28 protein-coding genes are annotated in these 25,978 nt (G+C 66.2%); 5 read left to right on the top strand and 23 right to left on the bottom strand.

Annotated features, from left to right (window positions below):
• Positions 1–11 precede the first annotated feature (11 nt).
• A complete protein-coding gene (locus ASE12_RS14410; RefSeq protein WP_056401994.1) occupies positions 12–1,169 on the top strand; it encodes a pyridoxal phosphate-dependent aminotransferase in 1,158 nt (385 codons plus the stop codon).
• Positions 1,170–1,262: 93 nt separating this feature from the next.
• Here ASE12_RS14410 and ASE12_RS14405 read toward each other — a convergent pair whose 3' ends face one another.
• Positions 1,263–1,751: an Lrp/AsnC family transcriptional regulator gene (locus ASE12_RS14405; RefSeq protein WP_056401991.1), complete on the bottom strand. Its 489-nt coding sequence runs from the start codon at positions 1,749–1,751 to the stop codon at positions 1,263–1,265.
• A 121-nt stretch (positions 1,752–1,872) separates the two neighbouring features.
• Here ASE12_RS14405 and hppD point away from each other — a divergent pair, with 121 nt between their 5' ends.
• A complete protein-coding gene (gene hppD / locus ASE12_RS14400) occupies positions 1,873–3,072 on the top strand; it encodes a 4-hydroxyphenylpyruvate dioxygenase (RefSeq protein ID WP_056401988.1) in 1,200 nt (399 codons plus the stop codon).
• A gap of 247 nt (positions 3,073–3,319) precedes the next feature.
• Here hppD and ASE12_RS14395 read toward each other — a convergent pair whose 3' ends face one another.
• Positions 3,320–4,270, bottom strand: a complete 951-nt coding sequence (locus ASE12_RS14395) for a patatin-like phospholipase family protein (RefSeq protein ID WP_056401985.1) — start codon at positions 4,268–4,270, stop codon at positions 3,320–3,322.
• Positions 4,271–4,481: 211 nt separating this feature from the next.
• Here ASE12_RS14395 and ASE12_RS14390 point away from each other — a divergent pair, with 211 nt between their 5' ends.
• Positions 4,482–4,865: a metalloregulator ArsR/SmtB family transcription factor gene (locus ASE12_RS14390; protein WP_056401984.1), complete on the top strand. Its 384-nt coding sequence runs from the start codon at positions 4,482–4,484 to the stop codon at positions 4,863–4,865.
• Positions 4,865–5,881: a cation diffusion facilitator family transporter gene (locus ASE12_RS14385; RefSeq protein ID WP_056401981.1), complete on the top strand. Its 1,017-nt coding sequence runs from the start codon at positions 4,865–4,867 to the stop codon at positions 5,879–5,881. Before ASE12_RS14390 ends, ASE12_RS14385 begins: the two co-directional genes overlap by 1 nt.
• A gap of 356 nt (positions 5,882–6,237) precedes the next feature.
• Here the strand turns inward: ASE12_RS14385 and ASE12_RS20795 are convergent, their stop codons facing one another.
• From ASE12_RS20795 to ASE12_RS14295, 18 genes are all read right to left on the bottom strand, one after another.
• Complete coding sequence (locus tag ASE12_RS20795) at positions 6,238–6,516, bottom strand: nuclear transport factor 2 family protein (protein WP_162255502.1); 279 nt, start codon at positions 6,514–6,516, stop codon at positions 6,238–6,240.
• Positions 6,444–7,019, bottom strand: a complete 576-nt coding sequence (locus tag ASE12_RS14375; RefSeq protein WP_235508919.1) for an acyl-CoA thioesterase — start codon at positions 7,017–7,019, stop codon at positions 6,444–6,446. Before ASE12_RS14375 ends, ASE12_RS20795 begins: the two co-directional genes overlap by 73 nt.
• On the bottom strand, positions 7,016–7,348 hold the full coding sequence (gene tatB / locus ASE12_RS14370) for a Sec-independent protein translocase protein TatB (RefSeq protein WP_255355468.1): 333 nt from the start codon (positions 7,346–7,348) through the stop codon (positions 7,016–7,018). Before tatB ends, ASE12_RS14375 begins: the two co-directional genes overlap by 4 nt.
• Before the next feature lie 19 nt (positions 7,349–7,367).
• Positions 7,368–8,183: a twin-arginine translocase subunit TatC gene (gene tatC / locus ASE12_RS14365; protein WP_056401973.1), complete on the bottom strand. Its 816-nt coding sequence runs from the start codon at positions 8,181–8,183 to the stop codon at positions 7,368–7,370.
• A 5-nt stretch (positions 8,184–8,188) separates the two neighbouring features.
• Complete coding sequence (tatA, locus tag ASE12_RS20730; RefSeq protein ID WP_056401970.1) at positions 8,189–8,407, bottom strand: twin-arginine translocase TatA/TatE family subunit; 219 nt, start codon at positions 8,405–8,407, stop codon at positions 8,189–8,191.
• Entirely contained in the window at positions 8,374–8,898 is a 525-nt protein-coding gene (locus ASE12_RS19835) for a pyridoxal-phosphate dependent enzyme (RefSeq protein ID WP_157412941.1), read from the bottom strand. The genes tatA and ASE12_RS19835 overlap by 34 nt, the downstream gene beginning before the upstream one ends.
• A gap of 9 nt (positions 8,899–8,907) precedes the next feature.
• Positions 8,908–9,759 carry an alpha/beta fold hydrolase gene (locus tag ASE12_RS14350; RefSeq protein ID WP_056401965.1) on the bottom strand — a complete coding sequence of 284 codons (852 nt, stop codon included), beginning with the start codon at positions 9,757–9,759 and terminating at the stop codon, positions 8,908–8,910.
• 156 nt (positions 9,760–9,915) lie between these two features.
• Positions 9,916–10,209, bottom strand: coding sequence for a DUF202 domain-containing protein (locus ASE12_RS14345; protein WP_200955031.1), 294 nt, complete (start codon positions 10,207–10,209; stop codon positions 9,916–9,918).
• Positions 10,206–10,571: a YidH family protein gene (locus ASE12_RS14340; protein WP_056401960.1), complete on the bottom strand. Its 366-nt coding sequence runs from the start codon at positions 10,569–10,571 to the stop codon at positions 10,206–10,208. The genes ASE12_RS14345 and ASE12_RS14340 overlap by 4 nt, the downstream gene beginning before the upstream one ends.
• Entirely contained in the window at positions 10,564–11,499 is a 936-nt protein-coding gene (locus tag ASE12_RS14335; protein WP_235508918.1) for a formylglycine-generating enzyme family protein, read from the bottom strand. The genes ASE12_RS14340 and ASE12_RS14335 overlap by 8 nt, the downstream gene beginning before the upstream one ends.
• Positions 11,496–13,106, bottom strand: coding sequence for an arylsulfatase (locus ASE12_RS14330; protein ID WP_056401954.1), 1,611 nt, complete (start codon positions 13,104–13,106; stop codon positions 11,496–11,498). Before ASE12_RS14330 ends, ASE12_RS14335 begins: the two co-directional genes overlap by 4 nt.
• A gap of 28 nt (positions 13,107–13,134) precedes the next feature.
• Positions 13,135–14,001, bottom strand: a complete 867-nt coding sequence (locus ASE12_RS14325; protein ID WP_082582292.1) for an ABC transporter permease — start codon at positions 13,999–14,001, stop codon at positions 13,135–13,137.
• A gap of 7 nt (positions 14,002–14,008) precedes the next feature.
• Positions 14,009–14,956: an ABC transporter permease gene (locus ASE12_RS14320; RefSeq protein WP_056401949.1), complete on the bottom strand. Its 948-nt coding sequence runs from the start codon at positions 14,954–14,956 to the stop codon at positions 14,009–14,011.
• An 8-nt stretch (positions 14,957–14,964) separates the two neighbouring features.
• The gene (locus tag ASE12_RS14315; protein WP_082582291.1) at positions 14,965–16,494 is read right to left on the bottom strand and encodes an ABC transporter substrate-binding protein; all 1,530 of its coding nucleotides are present in this window, start codon (positions 16,492–16,494) and stop codon (positions 14,965–14,967) included.
• A gap of 31 nt (positions 16,495–16,525) precedes the next feature.
• A complete protein-coding gene (locus tag ASE12_RS14310) occupies positions 16,526–17,605 on the bottom strand; it encodes an ABC transporter ATP-binding protein (protein ID WP_056401943.1) in 1,080 nt (359 codons plus the stop codon).
• Complete coding sequence (locus ASE12_RS14305) at positions 17,592–18,656, bottom strand: ABC transporter ATP-binding protein (protein WP_157412940.1); 1,065 nt, start codon at positions 18,654–18,656, stop codon at positions 17,592–17,594. The genes ASE12_RS14310 and ASE12_RS14305 overlap by 14 nt, the downstream gene beginning before the upstream one ends.
• 5 nt (positions 18,657–18,661) lie before the next feature.
• Positions 18,662–19,396: a GntR family transcriptional regulator gene (locus ASE12_RS14300; protein ID WP_082582289.1), complete on the bottom strand. Its 735-nt coding sequence runs from the start codon at positions 19,394–19,396 to the stop codon at positions 18,662–18,664.
• A gap of 104 nt (positions 19,397–19,500) precedes the next feature.
• The gene (locus ASE12_RS14295) at positions 19,501–22,338 is read right to left on the bottom strand and encodes a glycosyl hydrolase (protein ID WP_162255501.1); all 2,838 of its coding nucleotides are present in this window, start codon (positions 22,336–22,338) and stop codon (positions 19,501–19,503) included.
• A 276-nt stretch (positions 22,339–22,614) separates the two neighbouring features.
• On the opposite strand from ASE12_RS14295, the gene ASE12_RS14290 reads away from it, so the two are divergent.
• Positions 22,615–23,193: a TetR family transcriptional regulator gene (locus ASE12_RS14290; protein WP_056401936.1), complete on the top strand. Its 579-nt coding sequence runs from the start codon at positions 22,615–22,617 to the stop codon at positions 23,191–23,193.
• A gap of 61 nt (positions 23,194–23,254) precedes the next feature.
• On the opposite strand, the gene ASE12_RS14285 is transcribed toward ASE12_RS14290, so the two are convergent.
• From ASE12_RS14285 to ASE12_RS14275, 3 genes are read right to left on the bottom strand one after another with little or no spacing between them, the layout of a single operon-like run.
• A complete protein-coding gene (locus ASE12_RS14285) occupies positions 23,255–24,286 on the bottom strand; it encodes a LacI family DNA-binding transcriptional regulator (RefSeq protein ID WP_056401933.1) in 1,032 nt (343 codons plus the stop codon).
• Positions 24,287–24,304: 18 nt separating this feature from the next.
• Entirely contained in the window at positions 24,305–25,495 is a 1,191-nt protein-coding gene (locus ASE12_RS14280; protein ID WP_056401931.1) for a cytochrome P450, read from the bottom strand.
• 15 nt (positions 25,496–25,510) lie between these two features.
• Positions 25,511–25,975: a flavodoxin family protein gene (locus ASE12_RS14275; protein ID WP_056404862.1), complete on the bottom strand. Its 465-nt coding sequence runs from the start codon at positions 25,973–25,975 to the stop codon at positions 25,511–25,513.
• Positions 25,976–25,978: the final 3 nt, after the last annotated feature.

The raw sequence follows: 25,978 nt of genomic DNA, 5'->3' as shown, positions 1-25,978 counted from the left end.
GGATCGACCGCATGAAGACCTCCAGCGCACGCCTGACAGGTCTCGGCACCACGATCTTCGCCGAGATGAGCGCGCTCGCGCTGCGGACCGGTGCGGTCAACCTCGGCCAGGGCTTCCCGGACACGGACGGCCCGGCCGAGGTGATCGAGGTCGCGGTCGACGCGCTGCGGGGCGGGCGCAACCAATACGCCCCCGGCACCGGCGTGCCGGAGCTGCGGCACGCGATCGCGGCCCACCAGAAGCGCTTCTATGGTGTGGACGTCGAGCCCGACACCGAGGTCGGCGTCACCACCGGCGCGACCGAGGCCATCGCGTCGGCGCTGCTCGGACTCATCGACCCGGGCGACGAGGTCATCGTCCTCGAGCCCTACTACGACTCGTACGTCGCGGTGATCCAGATGGCCGGTGGCGTGCGCCGGCCCGTCACGCTGCGCGCCCCGGACTTCCGGCTGCCCATCGACGAGCTGCGCGCCGCGGTGTCGCCGCGTACGACGGCGATCCTGCTCAACTCGCCGCACAACCCGACCGGCACCGTGCTCCGGCGCGAGGAGCTCGATGCCATCGCCGCCGTGGCGACCGAGCACGACCTCGTGGTGATCAGCGACGAGGTCTACGAGCACCTCACGTTCGACGGCCTCCCCCACATCCCGATCACGACGCTGCCGGGCATGGCCGAACGTACGCTGACGATCTCGAGCGGCGGCAAGAGCTTCTCGTTCACCGGGTGGAAGATCGGCTGGGCCACGGGACCGGCGGCGCTGGTGCAGGCGATGATCGGCGCCAAGCAGTTCCTGACCTACACGTCAGGGTCGCCGCTGCAGCCGGCGATCGCGCACGCACTCGGCGCCGACGACGCGTACTTCGACACCTTCCGCAGCCAGCTCCAGTCGCAGCGCGACCTGCTGTGCGACGGGCTCGCCGAGCTCGGGTTCGAGGTGTACGTGCCGGAGGGCACCTACTTCGCGACGACCGACATCAGGTCGCTGGGCTTCGACGACGGTGTCGAGTTCTGCCGCACGCTGCCCGAACGCGCCGGCGTCGTCGCGATCCCCCACCAGGTGTTCTACGACGACGTCGAAGCCGGCCGGCCCCTGGTGCGCTGGGCCTTCTGCAAGCGTCCCGAGGTCATCGAGGAAGCCCTGAACCGCCTGAAGGTGCTCGCCACTTAGGTGGTTGAGGTGCGGAGGCCGCCCGCGGCCGAGCCTCGAAACCACCGGTGGTTTCGAGGCTCCGCTTCGCTCCGCACCTCAACCACCTAGTGCTCACCGGTAGGCCGGGGCTCTCGAGGTGCTGCCCTCGGCGCCCTTCCTCAGCATCGGCAGCACCCTCGGGCGTACCAGCTCCGACAGCACGATGACGCTGGTCGACCGCACGACCGAGCCCGACTGGCTGATGTGGAGCAGGGTCGCCTGGAGGTCCTCGTGCGAGGTAGCGGCGATCTTGCAGACGATGTCCGCGGTGCCGCTCGTGACGTACGCCTCGAGCACGTTGGGCAGCGAGTCGAGCTCGTCGGTCACCGCGTCGAGCGAGCCCTGCGCGATCTCGAGCGTCACGAAGGCCAGCACCGGGTGCCCCGCGGCGACGAGGTCGATGTCGGGCCCGTAGCCGGTGATGACGCCGGCGCGCTCCAGCTTGGCGAGCCGGGACTGCACCGTCGCGCGCGCGACCTGGGTGATGCGGGACAGCTCGAGGTCACCCACCCGGGGGTGCTCGCGCATCGCCTCGACGAGCGCGACATCCAGCTGATCCATGCTGCCTCCCAGGTATGCAGATTGCCGAGATGTCCCTCAGACTACCGGCCTGACGTAGCACATGTGACCATCATTGACTGCGCCGCTTGCCCATCTCGGCGTGATGCGTTGATGTGGGGCCATGACCCTCGACCTGACTGACTCCGAACGCCTGGCCCACCTCGACCTCGACCAGCTCAAGCAGCTCGTCGGCCTGGTCGAGTACGACACCACGACGGACCCCTTCCCGGTCACCGGTTGGGACGCCGTCGTCTGGGCAGTCGGCAACGCGACGCAGTCGGCGCACTTCTACCAGTCGGCGTTCGGCATGGAGCTCGTCGCGTACTCCGGCCCCGAGACCGGCAACCGCGACCACCACGCGTACGTCCTGGAGAGCGGCGCCGTGCGGTTCGTCCTCAAGGGCGGCGTCGACCCCGACAGCCCGATCCTCGACCACCACCGCGCCCACGGCGACGGCGTCATCGACATCGCCCTCGAGGTGCCCGACGTCGACACGTGCATCGACCACGCCCGCGCGCAGGGCGCGACGATCCTCGAGGAGCCGCACGACCTGACCGACGAGCACGGCACCGTACGCATCGCGGCGATCGCGGCCTACGGCGAGACCCGCCACACGCTCGTCGACCGCAGCGCGTACACCGGCGCCTACCTGCCCGGCTACGTCGAGCGGCGCTCGACGTACGCGAAGCCGGCCGACGCGCCGAAGCGGATCTTCCAGGCCCTCGACCACGTCGTCGGCAACGTCGAGCTCGGCCACATGGACGAGTGGGTCGACTTCTACAACCGCATCATGGGCTTCACCAACATGGCCGAGTTCATCGGCGACGACATCGCGACCGAGTACAGCGCGCTGATGAGCAAGGTCGTGGCCAGCGGCAACCACCGGGTGAAGTTCCCGCTCAACGAGCCCGCGGTCGGCAAGCGCAAGTCGCAGATCGACGAGTACCTCGAGTTCTACCGCGGCCCCGGCGCCCAGCACCTCGCCCTCGCGACCAACGACATCCTCGACACCGTCGACCGTCTGCGGGCCGCCGGCATCGAGTTCCTCGACACGCCCGAGTCGTACTACACCGACCCGGAGCTGCGCGATCGCATCGGCAACGTCCGCGTCCCGATCGAGGAGCTGCAGAAGCGCGGCATCCTGGTCGACCGCGACGAGGACGGCTACCTGCTGCAGATCTTCACCAAGCCGATCGGCGACCGGCCGACGGTGTTCTTCGAGCTGATCGAGCGGCACGGCTCGCTCGGCTTCGGCAAGGGCAACTTCCAGGCGCTGTTCGAGGCGATCGAGCGCGAGCAGGCCAAGCGCGGCAACTTCTGACACTTGGTGGATTTGGCCGCCCGCGCGAGACTGGTTCACGAACATGTGACAGCAATCGGGGGAAGGCTGGGTAACGATGTCGAACCTGGAGATGGTGGTGGGCGCACTCGTCGAGGTCCTGGCGCTGCTCATCGCCTGGGTGATCTATCCAGTTGTCGCGGGCCGAGGCAGGACGCGGCGACACCAGTAGCCGCCCGCAAGCGCGGGGCGCCGCATCGCTGCGGTCGCCCCGCGACGTCCTGGACTGTCAGGCGAGCCAGAGCTCGCTGACCTGCTCTGCACGACCCCTTCCCTGCTCGTAGCCGGCCCGAGCGGCCGCCGGCCGCAGCGACACGTCCATCGCGTTCGGGCCGAACAGATGCTCGGACTGACTGTCCGGCACGATCGTCTCGACCCTGCTGCCATGCGCCCGCAGCTCCTCGACCTGCACGGGAAGCCCCGTACGCCACTCCAGCGGATGGAGCGTCTTCCCGCCCAGCGGAGACAGCACGAGCACCCGCTCGTAGCCGACGGCGAGGTCGGCGTTCTCGGCATTGGCCCGGTAGCCACCGTCGAGGTACGGCCGCCCTCCGATCCGGTACGGGAAGCCGCCACCGGCGCAGCTGGCGGCGACCGCGTCCACCAGCTCCACGCCGCTGTCGCGGTCGAACACCACCGGTTCGCCGGTCTCGGCATCCACCGCCGTCAGGTGCACGGCTCGGCGTGGCCACTCCTGGCTGGGCAGCCGCGACGCGACCGTGGCGCGCCACTGCGCCTGCCAGGATCCGTCCGACTCCGCCTCCTTGGCGAGCGCCGCTGCGCCCATCCTGCGGCGCATGTCCACCACGTCCTCGGAGGAGGCGATGATCGCGAGGAACCGGTCGAGATGGTCGGACATCAGCCGGCTCGGACCCCGTCCTTCGGCAGGACCCGGTGATCCGACCCGTTGCGGAGGAACGGCCGCAAGGGTCATGTCCAGCAGCTCGGCCGGCGTCGCGCCGACGATCTGGGCGGCGGCCGTCGAACCCGCGGACGTACCGATCGTCAGGTCGGCCGTTGTCACGTCGACGCCGGCCTCGTGCAGCCCGGCGATGACGCCGATCAGCCACGCGTTGCCGGTCGACCCGCCGCCACCGAGGACGAGGGCTCGCTCGCCTCCGCCGGACCCGGCAGCTGCGGTCGTGGGGGTGTGCAGGGGTGAAGCAGATGAAATGTTCATAGGAGTGCCTTTCGCAAGATGCGGCGGGGCGCTCCGGGCGGCGACTGCGTCAGTCGCGCGATCGTGGACTGCAGGGGAGCGCCCACTGGGATGTTGCGTACATGGGTCTCACCTCCTGCCGATGGATCACGATCGCGGCGACTCTAGCCCGACCCCGCCACGATCCGCAACCAACGCGGTCTGCCGGTTCACAAAGCGATAGTATATGCGTATGAATGCAGATAGTCAGATCGAGCTGCCCTCCCCCGACGAGATCGATCTCGCCAGCGAGGTGTTCCGCATGCTCTCAGACGGGACGCGCTTGAGCCTGCTCTGGTGCCTCGTCGACCGGGAGCTGTCCGTCGGTCAGCTTGCCTCGACCGTCGGCAAGGCGCCGTCAGCGGTGTCGCAGCACCTGGCCAAGCTGAGGTTGGCTCGACTCGTGCAGACGCGCCGTGACGGCAACACGATCTACTACCGGCTCGAGAACGATCACGCCCGCCAGCTGGTGCTCGACGGGATCCGGCACGCTGAGCACCAAGGGCCGGACGTGCCGGCACACCACCGAAGCGGCGCGGCGATCAGTCAGCTGCCCACCTCCGCCGAGTCGCGTTGATGACGACCCACCGTCCTCACGAGCATCACTCGCACGATCACGATCACGATCACCCGCATGATCACGCCCATCCGAGTGGGCTGAGGGGATTCTTCCTCTCGATCTTCCAGCCGCACAGCCACGACGCAGCCGACTCGATCGACTCCGAGCTCGAGTCCAGCACAGAGGGCATACGGGCGCTGAAGATCAGCCTCTTGGTGCTGCTGGCCACCGCGATCGCGCAGCTGGTGATCGTCATCCTGACCGGCTCCGTGGCGTTGCTGGCCGACACGATCCACAACTTCTCCGACGCGCTCACCGCCGTGCCGTTGTGGATCGCCTTCGTCCTGGTCCGGCGACCGCCCACTCGCCGATTCACCTACGGCCTCGGCCGCGTCGAGGACATCGCCGGGCTGTTCATCGTGCTGATGATCGCGCTGTCAGCGGTCGTCGCCGGATATGAGTCCATCCATCGACTGATCGATCCACGCGACATCGCCCACCCGTGGGTGGTGCTCGCTGCCGGCATCATCGGCTTCGCCGGCAATGAGCTCGTCGCCGTCTATCGCATCCGGGTCGGCCGCAAGATCGCGTCTGCCGCACTCGTCGCTGACGGGCTCCACGCCCGCACCGACGGGTTCACGTCCCTCGCCGTGGCGCTGGGCGCTATCGGCGTCCTGGCCGGGTTCCCGCTGGCCGACCCGATCGTGGGACTGCTCATCACGGTGGCCATCCTGGTCGTCCTCAAGGGCGCTGTCACCGAGGTCTTCCGCCGACTGCTCGACGGTGTCGACCCAGCGCTCGTCGACCATGCCGAGCAGGCACTGCTCGGCACTCCGGGAGTCCTCGGTGTCGACTCGGTCCGGCTGCGCTGGATCGGTCACGAGCTGCACGCCGAGACCAGCGTCGAGGTCAACGGGGCTCTTGACCTCCACGCGGCCCACGACATCGCACACGACGCAGAAGCTCATCTTCGCCGAGACGTGCCGAAGCTGATCCGGGCGACCGTACACGTGAGTCCGCCTGCATCGTCTTGAGCGGGAGCCAAGCTCCCAAGGTCAATTTTTCGTTGAGCCGCTTGTCAGAATCGAACTGACGACCTTTTCATTACGAGAGGTTGGCAGCCTCATTTCTCCCTGCAATTGCAGGCCCATGCATGCCTCTGATTGCATCGATTCTTACCCTGGGGGCGCGCCGGGGGCGCGCGCCCAAGCCAAGAGTGCTGGACCATATGCGACCCTGACATTCTCACTGCAAGTGACTGGCGGTGCAGATTGTGCCTGTCATTTCAGTTGCATTCGTGGCTCACGGGCGACAGATTTCACTGTCGGGGTGCGCCGGGGGTGCGCGTGCCGATCTCCCTCACGTCACACAACGGTCGGTTGCTGGCCGATCAACAGCCAGCGGACTGGACCCACACCGAAAGGGTCCGATTGTCGATCGTCTTCGTATGTTCTCCGGCAAGGAGAGTCGCCATCATGCGCGCCCAGACGAGCACGCACTCGTCACCAACCCAAGCGTGGTCGATCGGGTGCTCTATCCAGTGATAGTCGTAGAAGCCGGATCGCAGCTTCGCTGCGTACGTGTCCAACGTGTCCATCACGCCATTTGCGTGCGTGTAGCGAAGATCGGGGTGGCAGCAGCTCTCGAAGGCGTCCCAGCCGCAGCCCAAGATGGCACCGAACCGGGCATCCTCCAGTCGGAGGACCTCCTCGAGCGCAGTCGTCTGAGACCCCTACGTGCCTCGGCGTCAGCCCAGCGACGAAGTTGCTCGGGAGCGGCCGGGATCACCTGCCGTACCGCGCAAGGCCTGCCGCCGTCGACGGCGACCATCGTGAAGTAGCAGCTGTTCGTATGCCGTCGCGCACCACTGGTCACGTCCTCGGCCTCGACGCGGATCCCGACTTCGAGCGACGTACGTCCGGTGTGGTTCACCGAAGCGAGAAAGGTGACGACATCGCCGTTGTGCAGCGCGCTGCGAAAGCAGACCTGGTCGACTGAGGCTGTCACCATGTACGGCCGCGTGAATCGACTCGCACAGGTGTAAGCAACCTGGTCGAGGTATTTCAAGATCAGGCCACCACGAACGTTGCCCGCGAAGTTGACCATCTCCGGCGTCATGAGGATCGTCATCGTCAGCTCGCGAGACTCCTCATGCGACGGGTCAATGATCACGCCGTCTCCCTACCGGCATCGCCGTCGAGATAGGTCACCGTCGGCCGGTCGTCGTTCGCCTCTTCCTCAGAATTCTCGAGGTAGGTCACAGTCGGGCCGTCGGCATCGACAGGTTCCTCCTCGAACGCTCGTCGCACGACCTCACGCGGGTCGAGATCCTTGAGATCGACTCCGCCGAGCTCAGCACCAAGCTCGGCCTTGGCGTTCTCGGCCATCTTTCGGACGGTACGGACGAACCCGCCCGCCTGCTGCGCGAGTCCTGGCAGCTTGTCGGGCCCGAACACGAGCATTGCCACGACAGCGATGACGAACATCTCTGGCCAACCCATTCCGAACATGACAGTCCAATCAATCGATGCGGGACAGCTCGTCGTCCGCAAGAGCCTCGTCTACGACGGACGCTCGACGGCGATCGACAACTCGCGCGATGATCTCCGCGATGAGGTAGAGCACGGTCATCGGCGCTGCGAGGATCAGCATCGTGAGGGGGTCCGTCGAGGGCGTCGCGATGGCCGCGAACACGAAGATTCCGATGACCGTCCACGGCCGGGCAGAGGCGAGCTGACGAGGGCTCACGAGACCGAGGCGATTGAGCATCACGACGACCAGCGGAATCTCCGCCGCGATCCCGAAGACCAGCATCGTCCGCAGCACGAAGCTGAGGTAGTCGTCGAGCGACGTGAGGGACGCGATCGAGTCCGGGATGAATCCGATGAGCACCTCGATGCCCTTCGGCAGCACTAGGTACCCGATGAAGGCGCCACCAATGAACAAGGGCGCGCCCGTCGCGGTCATCAGGTATGCCCAGCGCTTCTCGCGACGATGCAGCGCCGGCAGGATGAAGCGCCAAGCCTGGTTGATCCACACCGGACTGGCGACGACCACCCCGATCGCCACGGCCAGCTTGATGCGAACGTTGAAGGCCGCACCCACACCACCGCTGATGACGATCTGCGCGTCGACGTTCTTCCCTTCGACCAGCGGTGCGATCCCCTTGACGTAGGGATCGGTGATCAAGGTGAAAATCGGGTCGAACAAGAACCAGCCCGCGATGGTCGCAATCGCGACCGCCGCAGCGCTGATCGTCAGCCTTCGTCGCAGCTCTCGGAGGTGCTCGACGAGCGGCATGCTGCCATCAGCCGAGTTCCGTGTGCGACGAGGCATCGGCTTCAAACCTCGCGCGGGATCTGCTTCGCCGGCACGACATCCTCGGTCGCGTCCGTCGCTGGCTCAGCCGCGTCCTCGGACAGACTCTTGACCTCGGTCTTGAAGATCCGGAGTGCCTGGCCTGATCCTCGCGCAAGGTCCGGCAGCTTCTTGCCGCCGAACAGCAGCAGCACGACGCCCAGGATGATCAAGATCTCCGTTGGTCCCAATTGTCTGAACATGTCAGTTCCTTCCTGTTGACGACCCGACGGTCGCCGCGTCGTGGACGTTGGCTCGCCGACCGATGAGATCGGCGAGCCCGATGTTTTCCCCGAGAGATGATGACGCCGACAGTTCGTCCGGCGAATCGCTCAGAATTGGCGATCAAGGCAGCGAGGGCACTCGTCCCACTCGATTCGGAGGCGATCTTCATCAGGTCCAAGAGCGTCTCCACTGATTCGAGCATCGCGACGTCGCCGAACACGAGCGTGGTGTGGACCGACGCGGAGTTGATGGCGAACGTCAGCTCACCTGGTGAGGGCGTCGGCGATGCGTCGGCAATGGTCAGGGCGAAGGGCACCGTCACTCGGTGACCCGCCTCGATCGATTGACCGAGCCGCGGCATCGCCGATGGCTCAACGCACACCTCCGCATAGGAGTCGAGCCCTTCGAGGTGCGCGAAGTCAGCCGCGGTCTGTGGGTCGATCGGCAGGCCCAGCCCCGCCGTGTTCAAGGCCGACACCTAGACCGACCTGGTCTCGCCTGAGCCACGTACCCGGTCGATGTTGGCCAAGATGCGCCCAGTGATGTCCGGCCACAGCTCCATAGGGAGGTCGTGCCCCAACCCTTCTATCAACCACAGCTCGCTGTCGGGTATCACCTGACTCAGCTCGACGGATCCTGTGTGCCTGATAACCTTGTCTACGCAGCCGTGCATCACGAGCGAAGGCACCGAGACCTTCGCAAGTGCATCCAGGTCAACGGGGTCACTGGCCAAGGCTCGGGACTGCCGAATGACCCCATCAGGGTCATAGCAGCGGTCCCACATCAGCCCACCGAGCTCTCGCTTCCACGCCTCATCGAACGAGTATCTCTGCGAAGCACCGAGCTGAGCCCGCTGGAGGTGAATGCTTATCGCCTCATCACGCGTCGACGCCCGCGGGCACCGATGGAGAGCATCAACCCCTCCATCGGATGCAGCGAAATGCCGCGCCGAAGCCGCCGAATAGAGGAGAGTCAGGCTTGCCACGTCGTCCGGATGTCGGACGACCAGGTGCTGCGCCACCATCCCGCCCATGGACTGTCCGACCACATGGGCCGGCGCGATGCCGAGGTGTTGGATGAGCTCGTGCACGTCGCCTGCCATGTCACGGAGCCCGTACGCCTGGCCGGGGTAGTGTTGCGACAGACCCGCATCGCGGTTGTCGAGACGGACCACTTGGAACCCCGCGTCGATGAAGGCCTGGCAGAAACCATCGCGCCAGCCCAGCAAGTGTGCGCTGCGGCCCTCGATGAAGACGATGGACGGACCGCCGACCGGCCCGCGAACGTCGTAGAAGATCACTCCCTCGTCTGTCTTGGTCATCTCAGGCATCGGGCACCTCTCTGGTAGCGGCACGTATGGCCGGGTTTGCTCTAAAATTTCGGCGCCGTGGTCGCCGGACTTCTGACAGCATGTTTGTCGTGGTGGGCGGCGAGGAACACCACCACGTGCCGCCGCCCACCACGAGTCTTGGTGCCCAACACTTCATCAGGACGCGATCGCTCCACACATCTCGAGCACCGCCAACACACACACGGCTCCCGAGACGGCCGCGATCGGCCACCCGTCGGTCAGCGGTTTGTCCGGCTTCCGGGATCGCCCGGCGGAACGTACGACGACGACCGACATCGGGATCGCTGCCATCAGCCACAGCAGCCTTCCATCGAGGCTCGTTGCGCCGAGCCTGCTCACCACCACCGCGGCGACCAGCAATGACAGCTCGGTGCGGCGCCAGGCGAGCGCCGTACGTTCGGGTTGCAGGCCAGGATCCTGGCGACTCATGGCCATACGATCCCCACCACGATCGCCACCGCAACCATGGCGAGGCCCACCGTGACCAGGGACAGGCGCGGACCGGGGAGTGGCTCGGAGTGCCGGAGGGCGTGCTCGGAGGCTGCCCAGTGCGTCCATGCGGCGATCGACGCGAAGGCGCTCAGACCAGCCATGGCCACGGCCGCCGTGATGCTGAGCCAGTGCGGTACGGACAACTTGAGCACATCGAGTGCCACGGCGGCTCCCAAGAAGGCCAGCGCCGTCCGGATCCAGGCGAGATAGGTCCGCTCGTTCGCGAAGCTGAACCGCGGGTCCGGCTCGTCGCCGCTGCCGAACACCGACGTCGGCCGGCGAGTCCTGTCCTCACGCATCTCGTACCGTCCGGAATCCGAGGTTGCCGGACGTCGAGGTCGGGGTGTTCGCGGACCGGGCCGCGACGCGGTAACGATTGCAGTAGGAGTCGTGGCACAGGTAGGACCCGCCCCTTATGACCCGGTCGGTCCCCAAGGTCGAGGACGGCTCGAGCGAGTAGGTCTGGGCGTCGAAACGGTCGGCGCACCACTCCCAGACGTTGCCGACCATTTGCCACAGGCCGAAACCGTTCGGTGCATACGACCTGACCGGCGCAGTCGTGTGGAAACCGTCGTCGGCGGAATTGCGGTGCGGGAACTCGCCCTGCCAGATGTTGCACTGCCAGCGACCATCAGCATCGAGGAGCTCGTCGCCCCATGGATAGCGTGCGCCTTCGAGACCGCCGCGCGCAGCGAACTCCCACTCCGCCTCAGTGGGAAGGCGACGTCCCGTCCAGGAGCAGTACGCCGACGCGTCACCCCAGGAGGCATGGACGACCGGGTGCTCATCACGGTCGCCGATTCCGGAGGCAGAGCCTTCCGGATGACACCAGTCCGCGCCGCGCACGGTGACCCACCAGGGGGTGCCGGAGGCCCGGCCCAGGACGTCGCTGTCCGGTGCCTCGACGTAGAGGTGGAACACCGCGCTGAATCCCGAGCGCTCGGCTTCCGTCACGTACCCGGTCGCGTCGACGAAGGTGGCGAACTGGGCGTTCGTCACGGACACCGCATCGACGCTGAACGGCCGCACGGTCACGTCGTGGACGGGGCGCTCACCGTCCAACGGGTGTCCGTCGCCGTGGTGGTCGCCTCGTCGATAGGTGCCGCCGGAAAGCACGACCTGCTCGAGCGTGTGAGCTGCCGGAGTCTGTGGCAACGACTGGTCGCGCACCCTGAGCGCCACCGGGGTCGGGCCGCCGGACGGAGCACAGCATGCACGATGGGTCACAGGTAGTCCTCGGCTGAAGCCATGGCCGTGGCACGGGGCTCAGGGATTCCCTTCGACCGATAGAAGTCGATCGTGGTCTCGAAGGGGATCAGCCCGATGCTGTCGGCCCAGCTCCGCCACGCGGCGACGAGCTGGTCGACGACCTCGGGGTGCTGGTCGGCCAGGTCGTGCAGCTCGGTGCGGTCGTTGTCGATGTCGTACAGCTCCCACGCGTCGGGATAGGAGCGAACGAGCTTCCAGCTGTCGCGGCGCATCGCGGCATTGCCGCAGTGCTCCCAGAACAGGTCGCCCTCGGCCACCTCGTGCCCCTGCCACGTGGGCAGCATGCTGCGTCCGGTCAACAAGTGCGCCGACCGGTCGGAGGGGTATGTCGTACCGGTGGCCTCCAGCAAGGTCGGCAGGACGTCGACGAGCTGGAACGGTTGAGTCACGATGCTGCTGGCCCGCACTCCACCGGCGGGCCAGTGCGCGATGAACGGGGCGGCGATACCACCCTCGTGGACCCACTTCTTGTAGTAGCGGAACGGCGTGTTCGACAAGTTCGCCCACGCCTGCCCATAGCTCGCGTACGTCTCCTCGCCACCGGGCGCCACCTCGGGGTCGTTGCCTATGTGCACGGGACGGCCGTCCCGCGTCTCGTGGGACAAGATGTCGGTCCGTCTCCTGAACCGGTCGGGGTCCCCTTGCGGGAGGTCCTCGTTCGAGGCGCCGTTGTCGGAGAGGAAGATGATCAGTGTGTCGTCCAGGACGCCCTGGCGCTCCAGCTCGTCGACGATCCGGCCGATCCCGGTGTCCATCCGTTCCACCTGAGCCGCGTACGTCTGCATCCGTCGCAGCTGCCACGCCTTGCGGCTCTCGTCAGCCCAGGCCGGCTGCGTCGGGTCGCGGATGCTCAGCGTCGTGGCGGGGTCCACGATCCCCATGCGCACCATCCGCTCCAAGCGCTGCTCGCGCAGCACGTCCCAGCCCGCGTCGAACACCCCGTCGTACGCCCGGATGTCCTCCTCCGGCGCGTGCAACGGCCAATGCGGGGCGGTGAAGGCCGCGTAGAGGAAGAACGGCCGGTCGCCGCCGCTGCTCGTGCGGATGAACTCGACGGCTTCGTCGCTGACCGCGTCGGTGTAGAAGAAGTCGGGGTCCTTGGTCTCGTCCTGGGCGTCATCCTCGTCGCGCTTGAGGGTCTTCGGCTCGTAGTAGCTACCGCAGCCGATCATCGTGCCGAAGAAGTGGTCGAAGCCGCGTCGGGTCGGCCAGGTTGCCCCCGGGGCATCGATATCGTTGCTCAGGTGCCACTTGCCACTGAGGAACGTACGGAACCCGTGCGACCCGAGCACCTCCGCAGCGGTCAGGCAGTCGACGCTCAGGGTGCCCGGATAGCCGGTCGGGCTCTCGTCGTTCGTGAGGATCCCGATGCCGGTCTGCTGCGGGTGCAGGCCGGTCAGCAGCGAGGCGCGCGAGGGGCTGCACCGGGCGGTGTTGTAGAACTGGGTCAGTCGCGCGCCTCCCGCGGCCAACCGGTCGAGGTGGGGCGTGCGGATCTCGCCGCCGTAGGGCGCGATGTCGGAGTAGCCGAGGTCATCGGCGAGGATCAGGACGACATTCGTCACCTGCTGAGTTCCTTTCCTGGACCCGGGGTCACCGGGTGATGCGTGCGTTGAACGTGTCGGCCATCAGGGCGAACCCGAGGATGACCCACGCGAGAGCGAACGTCGGGGCGAGCACGTACAGCGGGCTGTCGGCGATGTAGGGCAGCCCGGCCTGGACGATGCTTCCCAGCGAGGCGTTGGGTGCCTGCACGCCGACACCCAGGATGCTGAGCGCACCCTCGATGAACACCGCATCGGCGATCGCGATGGCACTCTGCACGAGCAGGGCCGAGCGGATGTTCGGCAGCACGTGCCGACGCAGGATGCGCCAGCGCGAGGCCCCGAGGGACCGAGCCGCCAGCACGTAGTCACGACCCAGCTGACTCAGCATTCCCCCACGCGCCAGACGACCGAAGATCGGTACGTTGACGACCGCGATCGCGACGATCACCGCAGAGGTGCCGGGCGTCATGACGAGGGCGATCGCGATGCCGAGCACGAGCGTCGGGAACCCGATGATGACGTCGAACAGGCGGGCGGTGATTTGCCCGAGGCGGGGCGAGAGCACACCGGTCAGGCCCAGCAGTGTTCCGATCATGCCGCCGATCGGGATCGCGGCGAGAGCGATCAGCATGTCGAGCCGCACGGCATACGTGAGTCGCGACAGCAGATCCCGACCCACCTCGTCGGTGCCCAACAGGTGAGAGCCGCTCGCACCGGCGAAGGCGTCAGGTCCTTGCGTGTCCAAGCCGTACGGAACGAGGAGTGGTCCCGCCGCCACCACCACGATGGTGACCAGCACCATGACGGAGCTGACGATGCCGGCGCGTGACGACAGCAGCCAGGAGGACCTGAGCCGGCTTGCTGCCTCGGTGAACATCCCGGGCTGCGGCTGATTCTGTGCGATGGCGGACATGGATCTCCTAGACGAGTCGGACTCGCGGGTCGATGACGGCAAGGACGATCTCCGAGATCAGTTGCACGACGATCGCCGTGACGACCGCGAACAGGATGAGGTCCTGCACGACGAAGTAGTCGCGGCTCTGGACGCTGGAGACGAGCAGCTGGCCGACGCCGTTGCGGGCGAACAACGCCTCCACGAGCACCGCGCCACCCAAGAGGCCTCCGAAGCGGATCCCGATCACCACGATCGCCGTCGACATCGAGTTGCGCAGGACATGGACCCAGAGCACGCGGCGGTGCGTCAGGCCTTTGGCATTGGCGGCACGGACATAGTCCTCGTGCATCGCCTCGCGCATGCTGCTCTGCAGCATCCGAGCGATGACCGCCCCATGGGGGATGGCCAACGTGATCGCCGGCAGGACGAGGCTCTGGAACGCACCCACGGGGCTGTGGGTCGCCAGGGTCTCGCCGCTCACCGGGAGGATGTCGGGCCAGACGACGCCGAACAGCACCAGCAACAGCACCGCGGTCACGTACGTCGGCAGCGCGAGCAGGACCGAGAACGTGGTGTCGAGGAAGGCCCGGACCCGGCCCGATCGGGTCGAGCCGCCGAGCACCCCGAGGCCGATTCCCAACAGACACATGAGCACCGTCGCAGCGATCGCGAGCTCGAGCGTGCTCTCCATCCGTTCACCGATCAGCGAGGCGATCGACTGCTGATAGATGATCGAGTCACCGAGGCGCCCCGTGGCCAGGTCTCCGAGCCAATGGACGTACTGCACAGGCAGTGAGGCATCCAGGCCCAGCGACTTCTCGATCGAGGCGACTGTCGCCGCCGACGCGTCGGGGCCGGCCAGCACGGTCGCCGGACTGCCCGGTGCCATCCGCATCAGCACGAAGATGATGACGGACGCCGCCCAGACGGTCAGCAGGGCGGCCGGCGCCCGACGCAACAGATATGCGGTCATGATGCTCCTCAGCGGTAGGCGAGGGATTGCGGGTCGAGGTAGTGGAATGCCGTCGAGACCTTGACGTTGCCCTCGACTTCCTTGGAGACCACGAGTGGCGGCGGCGACATGACGAGAGGCAGGTTGAAGGCCTGATCGACGAGGTACTGCCCCAGTGCGGCGTTCGCGGCGGCGACATGGTCCTTGTCGGCCGCGCCCGCAGCCGCGATCAGCTGCAGGTACTTCGGCGACGTGAAGTGCGTGCCGCCGTCCGGCTTCAGGTGCGCCGTTGCGCTGGCGCAGGCGACCGGCGAGAGGCTGCCGAATCCCGTCGCGTGGACGAAGCAGGTTCCGAGCTTGCCGGCGACGTTGCGCTCGACGAAGGCGGCGCCCTCGAGGATCTGCGGCTTGACCTTGAGGCCGGCCGCCTCCAGGTTGTTGCGGACGATGTCGAAGATCGCGAGCGCGATGAGGTCGCTGCTGTTGACCGTCACCGGGATGCTGGTCCCGACCAGCCCGAGCGCGTCGAGCTCGGCGCGGGCAGCGTCCGGGTCGTAGGTCCAGGTCGTGTTGGTCTTCTGGTCCCAGCCCGGCGTGTTCTTGGGCCACCACAGGTTCGTCGGGCTCGCCGAGTTCTTGTAGACCTGCTTGGCGATGCGGCCGCGGTCGAGTGCCTTGGCGACGGCCTGACGTGCCTTGATGTCATTGAACGGCTTGGTCGAGGCGTCGAGCCCGACCACGTAGCACTGGACTCCGCCGACGGACTCGACACGCAGCTTGCCGTTCGAGCCGATCGTGTCGGCGTCGAGCGGGGTGAGGCCGTCGGTCAGCTGGGTCCGGCCCGACCTCGCGGAGGCGATCAACGCCTGCGACTGCTTGATGATCAGGATCGTGACGCTCGTGAGCTCGGACTCACCGCCCCAGTACTTCGGGTTCTTCTTTAGCTTGAGGGCGTTGCCGGCGCGGTAGTTGACCCACGAGAACGGCCCCGTGCCGACGACCAGCTTGCCAGCCGCAGCCTGCTTGTACGTCTCCTTGTCGACCATCGGCGTGATCTCGAACAGCTCGAACAGGCGGTTGCTGGGCTGCTTGAGCGTGATGACCAGACCGTGATCGTCCGTCGGTCGCATCGAGGCGATCGACTGGGCCACGCCGGCCAGCTGGGAGAGGTTCTCGGGGATCGCGGCCTGCTCCAGCGAGTACTTCACGTCGGCGGAGGTCAGCGGGCGCCCGGAGTGGAACACGACGTCATCGCGCAGCGTGAGGGTGAGGGTCCGAAGGTCGTCACTCTGCTTCCACGACTTCGCCACGAGCGGCTGTGGCTCGTGATTCTCGTCCAGCTCGGTGAGGTAGTCGAACACCAGGTGCTCCCACAGGCTGTTGCCGGCAAAGGCCTGCATCGCGGCGCCGAAGTTGGGCTCGCCCGGCTGCGCCAGCGTCATGGTCGTCGACCTGCTGCTTCCGCCGTCCGAGCTCGTGGCGCAGCCCGAGGCCAGGACTGCCGTGGCGGCAGCCGAGAGCACCAGGAACGATCTGCGAGACATATCTGTGTGTGTCATGGCGACTTCTTTCGTTTGCGAGCTTGTTCGCTCAGGGATGGGATGTTGCCAGCGGTTCCTGCGTTGCTTCCCGAGCGAAGTGGCAGGCAGTCAAGTGGTCGGCGCCGACGGGTGTCGGCGGGCGGAGGACGGGCGACTCGGTCTCACACCGGAGGACAGCCGCGTCGCCGTCCTGGTCACGGATCTGCTGACGGAGCCAGCACCGCGTGTGGAAGCGGCATCCGGTCGGCGGATCGATCGGGCTGGGCACGTCGCCGTGGAGCTGGATCATCGTCGCGGACGACCGGCGGTCCGGAGACGGGTCAGGCACGGCGGACAGCAACGCCTGCGTGTACGGATGGGTGCTGCGGTCGTAGATCTCGGACTCATCACCCAGCTCGGCGACCTGCCCCAGGTACATGACGGCCACGCGATCGGCCAGATGCCGTACGACGGACAGATCGTGACCGATGAACACGTACGACAGCCCGAGCTCCTGCTGCAGGCTGCTGAGCAGGTTGAGGACCTGGGCCTGGATGGAGACGTCGAGAGCCGAGACCGGTTCGTCGCACACGATCAGCTTGGGCTTGAGCGCCAGCGCCCGGGCGATCCCGATGCGTTGGCGCTGCCCGCCGGAGAACTGGCTGGGATAGCGACGCAGGTGCTCCGGATTCATCCCGACCACCTCGAGCAGCTCCTGGATCCGACGCTTCCGATCACCACGTGGGGCGACCTCGGAGTGGATCTCGAACGGCTCACCGACGATCTGCTCCACAGTCATCCGCGGATTGAGCGATCCGTACGGGTCCTGCATGATCAGCTGAACGTCACGGCGCAACGCCTTGCGCTGCTTGCCCCGCGTCGCGAACATGTCCTGACCCTCGAACAGTGCGGCTCCAGAGATGGGCTCCTCGAGCAGCATCAGGAGCTTGGCCAAGGTGGACTTGCCGCATCCCGACTCCCCCACGAGCCCGAGGGTCTCGCCGCGACGCAGCTCGAACGACACTCCGTCGACCGCTTTGACGACCCGGTTGCCGCTCCGGCGTAGGCCGGACGACACGGGGTAGTGCTTGACGACATCCCGCACCTCGAGGATGGGCTCTGCCGACGTTCGAACCTCAGAGCTGGTCATCGAGCACCCGCTTCGTGTGATGGCATGCGGCCTCTCGGCCGGCGTCGATGATCTGCAGCACGGGCTGCTCGGTGACGCACCGCTCCTGGTTCGCGTACCCGCACCGTGGTTGGAACGCACACCCCTTGGGCAGGTCAGTCAGTGTGGGTGGCAGGCCGGGAATCGCACGAAGTGCCTTGCCCTTGTCCTCCAGCGACGGGATCGACTGCAGAAGGCCGCGGGTGTACGGGTGGCCCGGTCGACGGTAGAGGTCAGCCGCTGGGCCCCGCTCGACGACTCGCCCCGCGTACATGACCGCGATGTCGTCGGCGACCTGGGCGACCACGCCGAGATCGTGAGTGATGAGGACCAGGCCCATGTCGGACTCGCGCTGCAGGTCCGACAGCAGCTGCATGATCTGCGCCTGAACCGTGACGTCGAGGGCCGTCGTGGGCTCGTCCGCGATCAGCACCTGCGGGTCGAGCGAGAGGGCCATGGCGATCATCACCCGCTGCCGCATACCGCCGGAAAACTGGTGTGGGTAGTCGTCGACGCGCGCGGATGCGGCCGGGATCCGTACGCGATCGAGGAGCTCGACAGCCTTGATCCGCGAGTCCTTGCGTGACATCCCCTGCCTGACGCGGAGCGCCTCGGTGATCTGCCAGCCGACCGGGAACACCGGGTTGAGCGCTGACAAGGCGTCCTGGAAGATCATCGCGACACCCGAACCGCGCACCGCCCTCCGCTCGTCGTCGCTCAGGCTGAGCAGATCGCGGCCATCGAAGAGGACCTGCCCACCGGTCACGCGCGCCGGCGGGGTGTCGAGGATGCCCATGATCGCTTGAGCCGTCACGCTCTTGCCCGACCCGGACTCGCCGAGGATGGCCAGGGTCTGGCCGCGGGCCACACCCCAGCTCACGCCGTTGAGCGCTTTGGCGACGCCCGAACGGGTGGAGAACTCGACATGCAGGTCGCGCACCTCCAGCAGGGTGGCGGTGTCGACCTTCTCGCCGAGCTCGGACGCCGACGATGCGGCTCTTGACCGGCGAACGTTTCGGGAGGACTCGGACATCGTGATCATGCTTTGTTGTGACGCAGCAGTCTGAAGGAAGCGATGTCGCTTCGGTGGTACGACTCGGACGTCACCAGCTGCTCCTCGTCCGGCCCGATGTTCATGAGCGTCTGGTGCAGCACCGGCGCGCCTTCAGCCAGTCCGAGTCGCTCAGCCACCAGCTCGGACGCCGCGACGGCGTCGATCACGCCTTCAGAGCTCGCGATGTAGGTTCCGGCCTCGCGCCGCAGGAACGTCATCATGTCGAGGTTGACGTCCTTCAACGGCGTCGGGTCGATCTCGACTCCGTTGATCACAGGTGCCAGGTGGTCGACGATCAACACGGCAGGTGCGCCGTCGATGGCGAACACACGCTCGACCCGCCAGACCTGCGTCGCGGAGTCGAGTCCCAGTGACTCCCTGACGGCCTCGTCCGCCCCGCCCAACGTGATGTCGGCGTAGCTCAAGGTCGGCTCGTGCCCGGCGGACCGGATCACCTCGCGGGTGGTGGAGACGTGTGACAGGTCGAACGTCACCGGCTCGCCGCGTTCGCGCACGAACGTCCCCGCACCCCACCGGCGGTCGACGAGCCCTTCGGCGTAGAGCTGCTTCAGGGCCTCACGCATGCTGGCTCGGCTGACGTTGAGCTCCTCAGCGAGAACCGTCTCCGGCGGGAGTTTTTCGCCGGGCTCGTAGGAGTCAGCGATCCTGGCTCGGAGCAGCGCCGCCACACGATCTGACAACCGGCTGTGCAGTTCCATAGGTCACCCTTTCGTCTGAGGTCCGAAGGTCTGACCAATATAAGTGACGCCCATCACTCTGTCAATGGTTTGTCATGACATGAGGTGAGGGACTGCCGGCCACATCAGCGAAGGGCGGCCTGGCCATACGGCGTCACCGTGACGGGCCCGATCAGCCCGTAGTCCTGGCGTGCTTCTGACGCCTGCCCGGGGAACCCGGGCGTCACGCGCAGCCGATTGCGCAGCGTCGTCGCAACCCGCACCTCGATCGTGTTGCTTCCGCCCTTGAGGTAACGCGAGATGTCGACCGACCCCGTGACCTGGTCAACCGCGGGTATCGGCTCGCCGTTGACCTTGACCCGGAACGTGTCGAACACGTCGCCCAGCGAGAGTCGAGCGTGTCGTCCGCCCGTCCAGCCTTGAGGCGCGTGCATCGTCGTGGTGTAGGTGCCCACACCCGAGACGTCCTGGAGCTCTGGGATCTGCGACCACGGCTCGAGCCTGCTGACTTCCAGTTCGTGATCGGTCTTCTCCAGCGCCCCGTCGGCGCCGCGGTGCCAGTCGCTGACAGCAAGGTGCCACCGATCCAGTGTCCGCGCCGCCGGGACCTTGGGTAGCACGGTCTTCACCGTTCTCCCCGTGCTGAGAACCGTACGGAACGTACCGCTGGCATTCGAACGAATTACCAATCGACCACCGTCGACGGCGACCTCCGCCTCCGAGCTCAGGGCGTGGTTGACCGGAGCGTGGGCGAAGTTCCCTACTCCGATGACACGGGTCTGATGTGGAGCAACGGCGATGGACACGATCGTGCGTCCCGCGCGCCTGTTCCATTCACCGATGGCGGCGATGTCGCCGGTCCAGGGGTTCAGCTCTGCAGGACTGCCATCGCCTTCGAGTGCCACGTCGGTGGAGACCTCGTCGTCACTGGGGTTGTAGATGACGTAAACGTCGCCATCCCTCGTGCTTCGCCGCGTCGAGAGCAGGCCGGTGGGCTCCGCAGACTCCAGCGCGGGACGTGCGCCAAGCTTGGCCAGCATCGCCGGCACCTTCGACTCGTCGCCCACCGTACGCACCGAACGTTGCGTGAGCACCGAGTCCATGAGCCGGGTGACTTCGCGATCGGAGACCCCCCTTTCGAGCGCGCCGGACGTACGGGACGGGGCGTCGCCGACCACGACCACCGGCAGGCCGGCCTTGGCGAACGACAACACCCGTCGAGCGGCGTTCACCGAGATCGCACGCTGGTTGTCGAGCACCAGCGCTCGGTAGCCAGGCCCGGACGGGTCCAGCCGACGATCCTTCACCACGCTCGTGGGCAGGTCGATCAGCGAGGATGAGACATAGTCGGAGCTGTAGCCGGCACGGGACAGATTCGGGTCCTTGAAGATCGCGTCGGACAAGCTGCGATCCATGCTCTGGCGATAGATCGCGACATCGACACGTGGACGTCCTTGGCGCAGCACATACTGCATGCGGCTCAGCCAATCTGTGATCTGCGGGGTGTCCGCCCAGGTTGCCTGGCGTGGGCCGAATGCCTCGGAGAACCCGTTTCCGCCGCCGAGCGTGAACGGCGAGAAGCCGGGCCAAGCACCCATCCCGAGACCGTTCTCGTAGGCGAAGCCGTGGAGCACCACCTGGTTGACACCGCCCACGAAGCTGGCAGAGAAGCGACCCAGCAGGTCCTCCCAGGTCTGTCCGTAGGCTCCGCCCAGGACGGCGCAGCACTCGGTGGAGTAGATCGGCTTGTGGCCGAGGTGGGCGGCTCCCGCTTGGATCCGGTACTGCTGCAGCCGTTCGGTGGAGGCGGCACTGAGTGAGGTGACGAGGCCTTCCGTCTCCGGCACGTCGATCGCCAGACCGACCTGGCCGATCTCGGTCGTCTCGGCGTACGGCTGTGCGCGGTACTGCAAGCCCAGCTGGTGGGCGAATCGCTTCAGTGGCTCGACGTGATTCGCCACGTAGAGGTCGGTGAGGGTCTGGTAGTAGTCCTCTCGCACTCGTCGATCTGTGTTGGCACTGAAGACGTAGTCCGCGAGGTCCTCGACAGACACCGGGCTGTACTGGCGGTGCAGGCGATCGATCGTGAGCACCGGCAGGAATGGGCGAAGATCATACCCGCGGCGGTGCTTGAACTCAGCGAGGAAGTCGGGCGTCCAGTGCAGGGCCGAGTCGAGCTCGAGGGAGTCCTCGAACAGGTCTCCACCGGCTTTCCGCAACGACGCCTTCATTTGCGATGTCAGCACCGACTTCTGCCAGAAGTCGATCGCCGCGTCGGCTCCTGACTTCGCGAAGTGGTCGACCACGTACGCCGGCTTCCCAGATGCCCCGTCGGCGCCGACGACCGTGGCCTGTCCGGTGCCGCGGCGCCAGAAACCGAAGACCTGCCACTCGCCACCCTCCGGGGCAGTCCAGCTGATCGACCCGTCGGCGGCGTCGGCGGTCAGGTCGACCGATGAATCCTTGAGGGCGATCGAGCCGGATCCTGCTTTGCAAGTGCTCGCGCACTTCACCGCCTGCGCAGCCACCAGCGTCTGCTTGGTGACGCCAGATGCCGCTTCGGGAGCCGCCGGAGCCGCTCCCGTGTACGCCTTGCCGCCGGCAACCGTTGCGGTCCCGACCGCGAGCTCCTGCGCTGCATCGGGACTGTCCGGCGTGACACCAGGCACTGCGAGTGGCCAGGCCGGTCCGACCGTGAAATCGACATCGAGACCGAGCCTCTTGCCGGTGTCCAGCGCGACCTGCATGCGATCTTGCATCGCCGCCGATCCCCAGCCTTGCGTCGCGGGATCCGCCGCGAACATGCAGAGGATCTCCACGCCCCCGAACCCGGCAGCGGCGATCGAGGCCATCTCCTTCTTGATCTCGCCAGCGGTGATCTCTCCGCACGTCCACCACCAACGCGTCTTGGGTCGATAGCTGTCGTCTGGATGACTGAACCCCTTGGCCGTCTGGGTCGTCATCGTCAGACCCGTGGACACCGCCGTACCCGCGAAATTCTGGCCGCCCGCATAGACCGGCACGGCTGAGCCGACTACGCCAACCACCACCGCTGCGACGGCGCCCAGCACAGCAACACGGCGAATCTGGCGGCGGGGCCGAGCAGACATACGAACTCCTTGAATCGTTTTAATCCAGTGTCGAGTCGATCCTGCCCCGTCCAGTGTGACCGGCGCAACAATTTGGCTAAATAATTTTGACCGGCGGTCAGATTTCTCGCGTTGACCTATATTTTCGGCATGCCGACATACCGCGTAGGGCGCGAGACCCGTCAGCTGGTGCTGGACGCCGCCGCGTCTTTGTTCACCGCTCGGGGCTACGACGCCGTGGCGTTGAGCGACATTGCCTCAGCCGCCGGTTGCTCGAAGGGCACAGTGCTCTACCACTTCAAGACCAAGGTCGACATCCTCGGGGAGCTGATGTCCCCAGTCGTGGACGATTACAACGCCATCCGCAGCCGCATCGCAGATCTGGAACCATCCGAAGCGCAGTCAGTGGTCGTTGCCGAGTACGTCGATCTGCTCGTGCGTCGACGACGCTTGGCAGGCATCCTTCGGCTCGACCTGCCCAGACTCATGGAAGAGGAGGCGATGGCACCCCTCGTCCGAGCCGGCGCCTTCCTGCCTGCGGCGCTGACCGCCGGTCGTGTCGATCCCGCTGCACAGATCACCGCCATGCTGGCGATCTTCGGCGCCCTGGGCGCCGTGCTGCAAGACTTCTCCGACGTTCCTGACGAAGACCTGCGCGAGCATGTGGTCCTTGGGCTCAGCACCCTGCTGCGGCCCTATGCCGAGGAGCATCCTGCGATCACTAGTTGAACTTTCGGCCCTCGGGGATGGGCGCGAGCCTCCACGACTGCTGGACAGCCGATGCACGCGGTCACGAGGTATCTCGCACGACAAGTTCTACGGGCAGAACGATCTGAATCGGTGGAATGCCCGGCTCGTCGATGAGGCGGATGATCGAGCTGGCCATGCACCACCCCATGTCTCGAGCGGGCTGGCGAATGGTCGTCAGCCGAGGAACGGCTGTGGCTGCCTCACGTGAGTCGTCGAAGCCCACAACAGCAATGTCGCCCCCAACTGTGCGCTCACTCTCGCGAATCGCCCTGATCGCGCCAAGGGCCATCATGTCGCTCGCTGCGAACACCGCGACGGTGTCAGGCCGGCGGTCCAGCAGGGCGAGCATACCTCGATAGCCCGAGCCTTCGGTGAAGTCACCCTCCACGATCAAGGACTGGTCCGGCCGGATCGAAGACGCCTCCAGCACCTCAACGAATCCGGCCAAACGCTCCCGGCCGGACCGCATGTCGCGCGGTCCTGTGATTGAAGCGATGACTCCGCGCCCGCGGTCGATCAGGTGGCTCGCTGCCAAACGACCGCCCGCGCGGTTGTCGACATCGACCCATGACCCGTCGAGTGAGGCTGACGACCGACCGCCTCCCACGACCGGGACTCCACGTTCTGCCACGGCCGTCGGGAGGTCGTCACCTTCTCGCAGCGACATGGTCAGCACGCCATCCACCTGGTTGCTGCCGAGGAAGTCGAGGATGTTCGCCGTTCGAGTTCTGGCCGGCGCCAAGTGCAGCACAAGGTGTCGAGACGCCTGGCTGAGACCCTCGGAGATTCCTTTCACCACAGCGCCGAAGAACGGCTCGTTGAAGATGCGCTCCTCAGACTCCGAAATGACGAGGGCCACCGCCCCCGTTCGTCCCGCGACCAGGGACCGAGCAGCCTGATTGGGCATGTAGCTCAGAGACTTGACGGCAGCCAGCACGGCTTCTTTCGTGGACTCCGAAACCTGTGGTGATCCGTTCAGCACTCGAGAGGCTGTGCCGCGCCCGACGTTGGCAAGCGCAGCGACGTCGTCAAGCGTCGGACGCCTTCCCCGCTCGCCTTGTTTCCTTGCCATTCGGGCACCTCCGCGTGCTTACGACAGGGACACAGGAAGGGACTCATATGCGGCCAGCCGATCCGTGCGGACCTGCTTCGGAGTGCCGGCAAGCGACACCGACGAGTACCGCTCGGCCACGATCGACAGGATCATCTCGGTCTCGGACCGGGAGATCAGTTGCCCAGCGCACGCGTGCGTCCCAAGGCCGAACGTCAGATTTCGACTGGCGTCAATCGGCCGGTCATAGTCAAACTCGTCGGGGTTGGAGAACACGGCGGGATCCCGGTTGGCCGCGCCGATCGGGAATTGCACGCGCGACCCGGCCGGGATGTGGACGCCGCTGATCTCCACGTCCTCGGTGGGGAAACGGGTGATGATGAGCTCGACCGGGTTGAGACGAGCGACCTCGTTGATGATCCGGTCCCGATATTCTGGCTTGTCACGGAAGTCCGTCATGACGTACGGGTGCTCGGCGAAGACCTCGAAGGCCGACCCGATCAGGTAGGCGGGATTGGGGGCTCCGGACATGTAGAAGAGCACGACATTCTCCAGCACGTCCCGCCAGGAGATCTCGCCCTTCTGATGAAGAGCAATGAGCTCGTCGGCCAGACCGTTGCCCGGGTTCGCCAACTTCTCGTCGAGCAGGGCAGCCGTCGTGTTGAACATGTAGTCGAGTCCTGCGATCGACTTCTCGCGCGTGCCCGGCACAGGGTCACTGGCCTGGATCAGCATCGCGTCCCAAAGCGCCCAGAACAGTGGCTCCACATCTCCGAACGGCAGGTCCAGGACGTGTGACATCGTGAAATGGGTCGGGACCACACCCAGGTCGAAATGCGCGTCGATGGTGTCACCCGGCGAGTAGGCGTCGAGCACGCTCAGAGTCGACTCACGGGTCAGCTCGACCCATTGCTTCATCAGCTTTGGAGTGAACCAACGCGAGAACAGCCGCCGCTTGGCGGTGTGTATCGGCGGGTCCTGCGAGAGGACGGTGTTCTCGAACGCCGCCCATGGGCCCGGGCTGACCCAGTCGGCCTCACGGATGCTCATGATGGGCAGCTTGGCAAAGTGCATCGCGTCCGAGTATCCCGTGACCACAAAGCTGTGTTCGTCGGTCTGGTGAACCGGCGCCAAATCCCTCGCTCGCGCATACCAAGGATAAGGGTTGGTGCGGAACTCCTCGCTGTTCCAAGGGAACAGCTCTTTGCTCGTGTAAGCCGTGGACGACATGGTGCTCCTTCTGGGTCAGACGTTGATTGACGGCTGGAGGTCGGCGACAAGCTCGTTCGCCCAATCGACCGCGACGTCAACTGGAGACGTCCCGCTCGTGGCGTCATGGCGCCCGGTCATCCCGATCTGTTCCGCGCCCAGCTCGACCAACAGCGCACTCAACGTGTCGATGGCGCGGTTGTAGTTCTCATACGAGCTGTCTCCCAGACCGAATGCTGCGAAGCGGAGCCCGTCCAGCGCGGGGCGATCGTCGGCGAGTGCTTCATAGAATGGCTCGGCCGATGCGGACAGGCCGCCTTCGCCGTACGTCGAGGAGATCAGAACCACTACGTCTCCAGAACCGAGATCCGGAATGTCAACATCCGTCAGCTCGGTCACCACAGCGCCTAGCCCAGCGGTGGTCATCACCTCGGCGATCTCGTCGGCGACCATCTCGGCATTTCCCGACTCCGTCCCGAAAAGGACGTTCACCTCTGTCATATC

Source organism: Aeromicrobium sp. Root236 (assembly GCF_001428805.1).
In the GTDB taxonomy this organism is placed as follows: Bacteria; Actinomycetota; Actinomycetes; order Propionibacteriales; family Nocardioidaceae; genus Aeromicrobium.
This window is presented reverse-complemented; position numbering and strand designations above follow the sequence as displayed.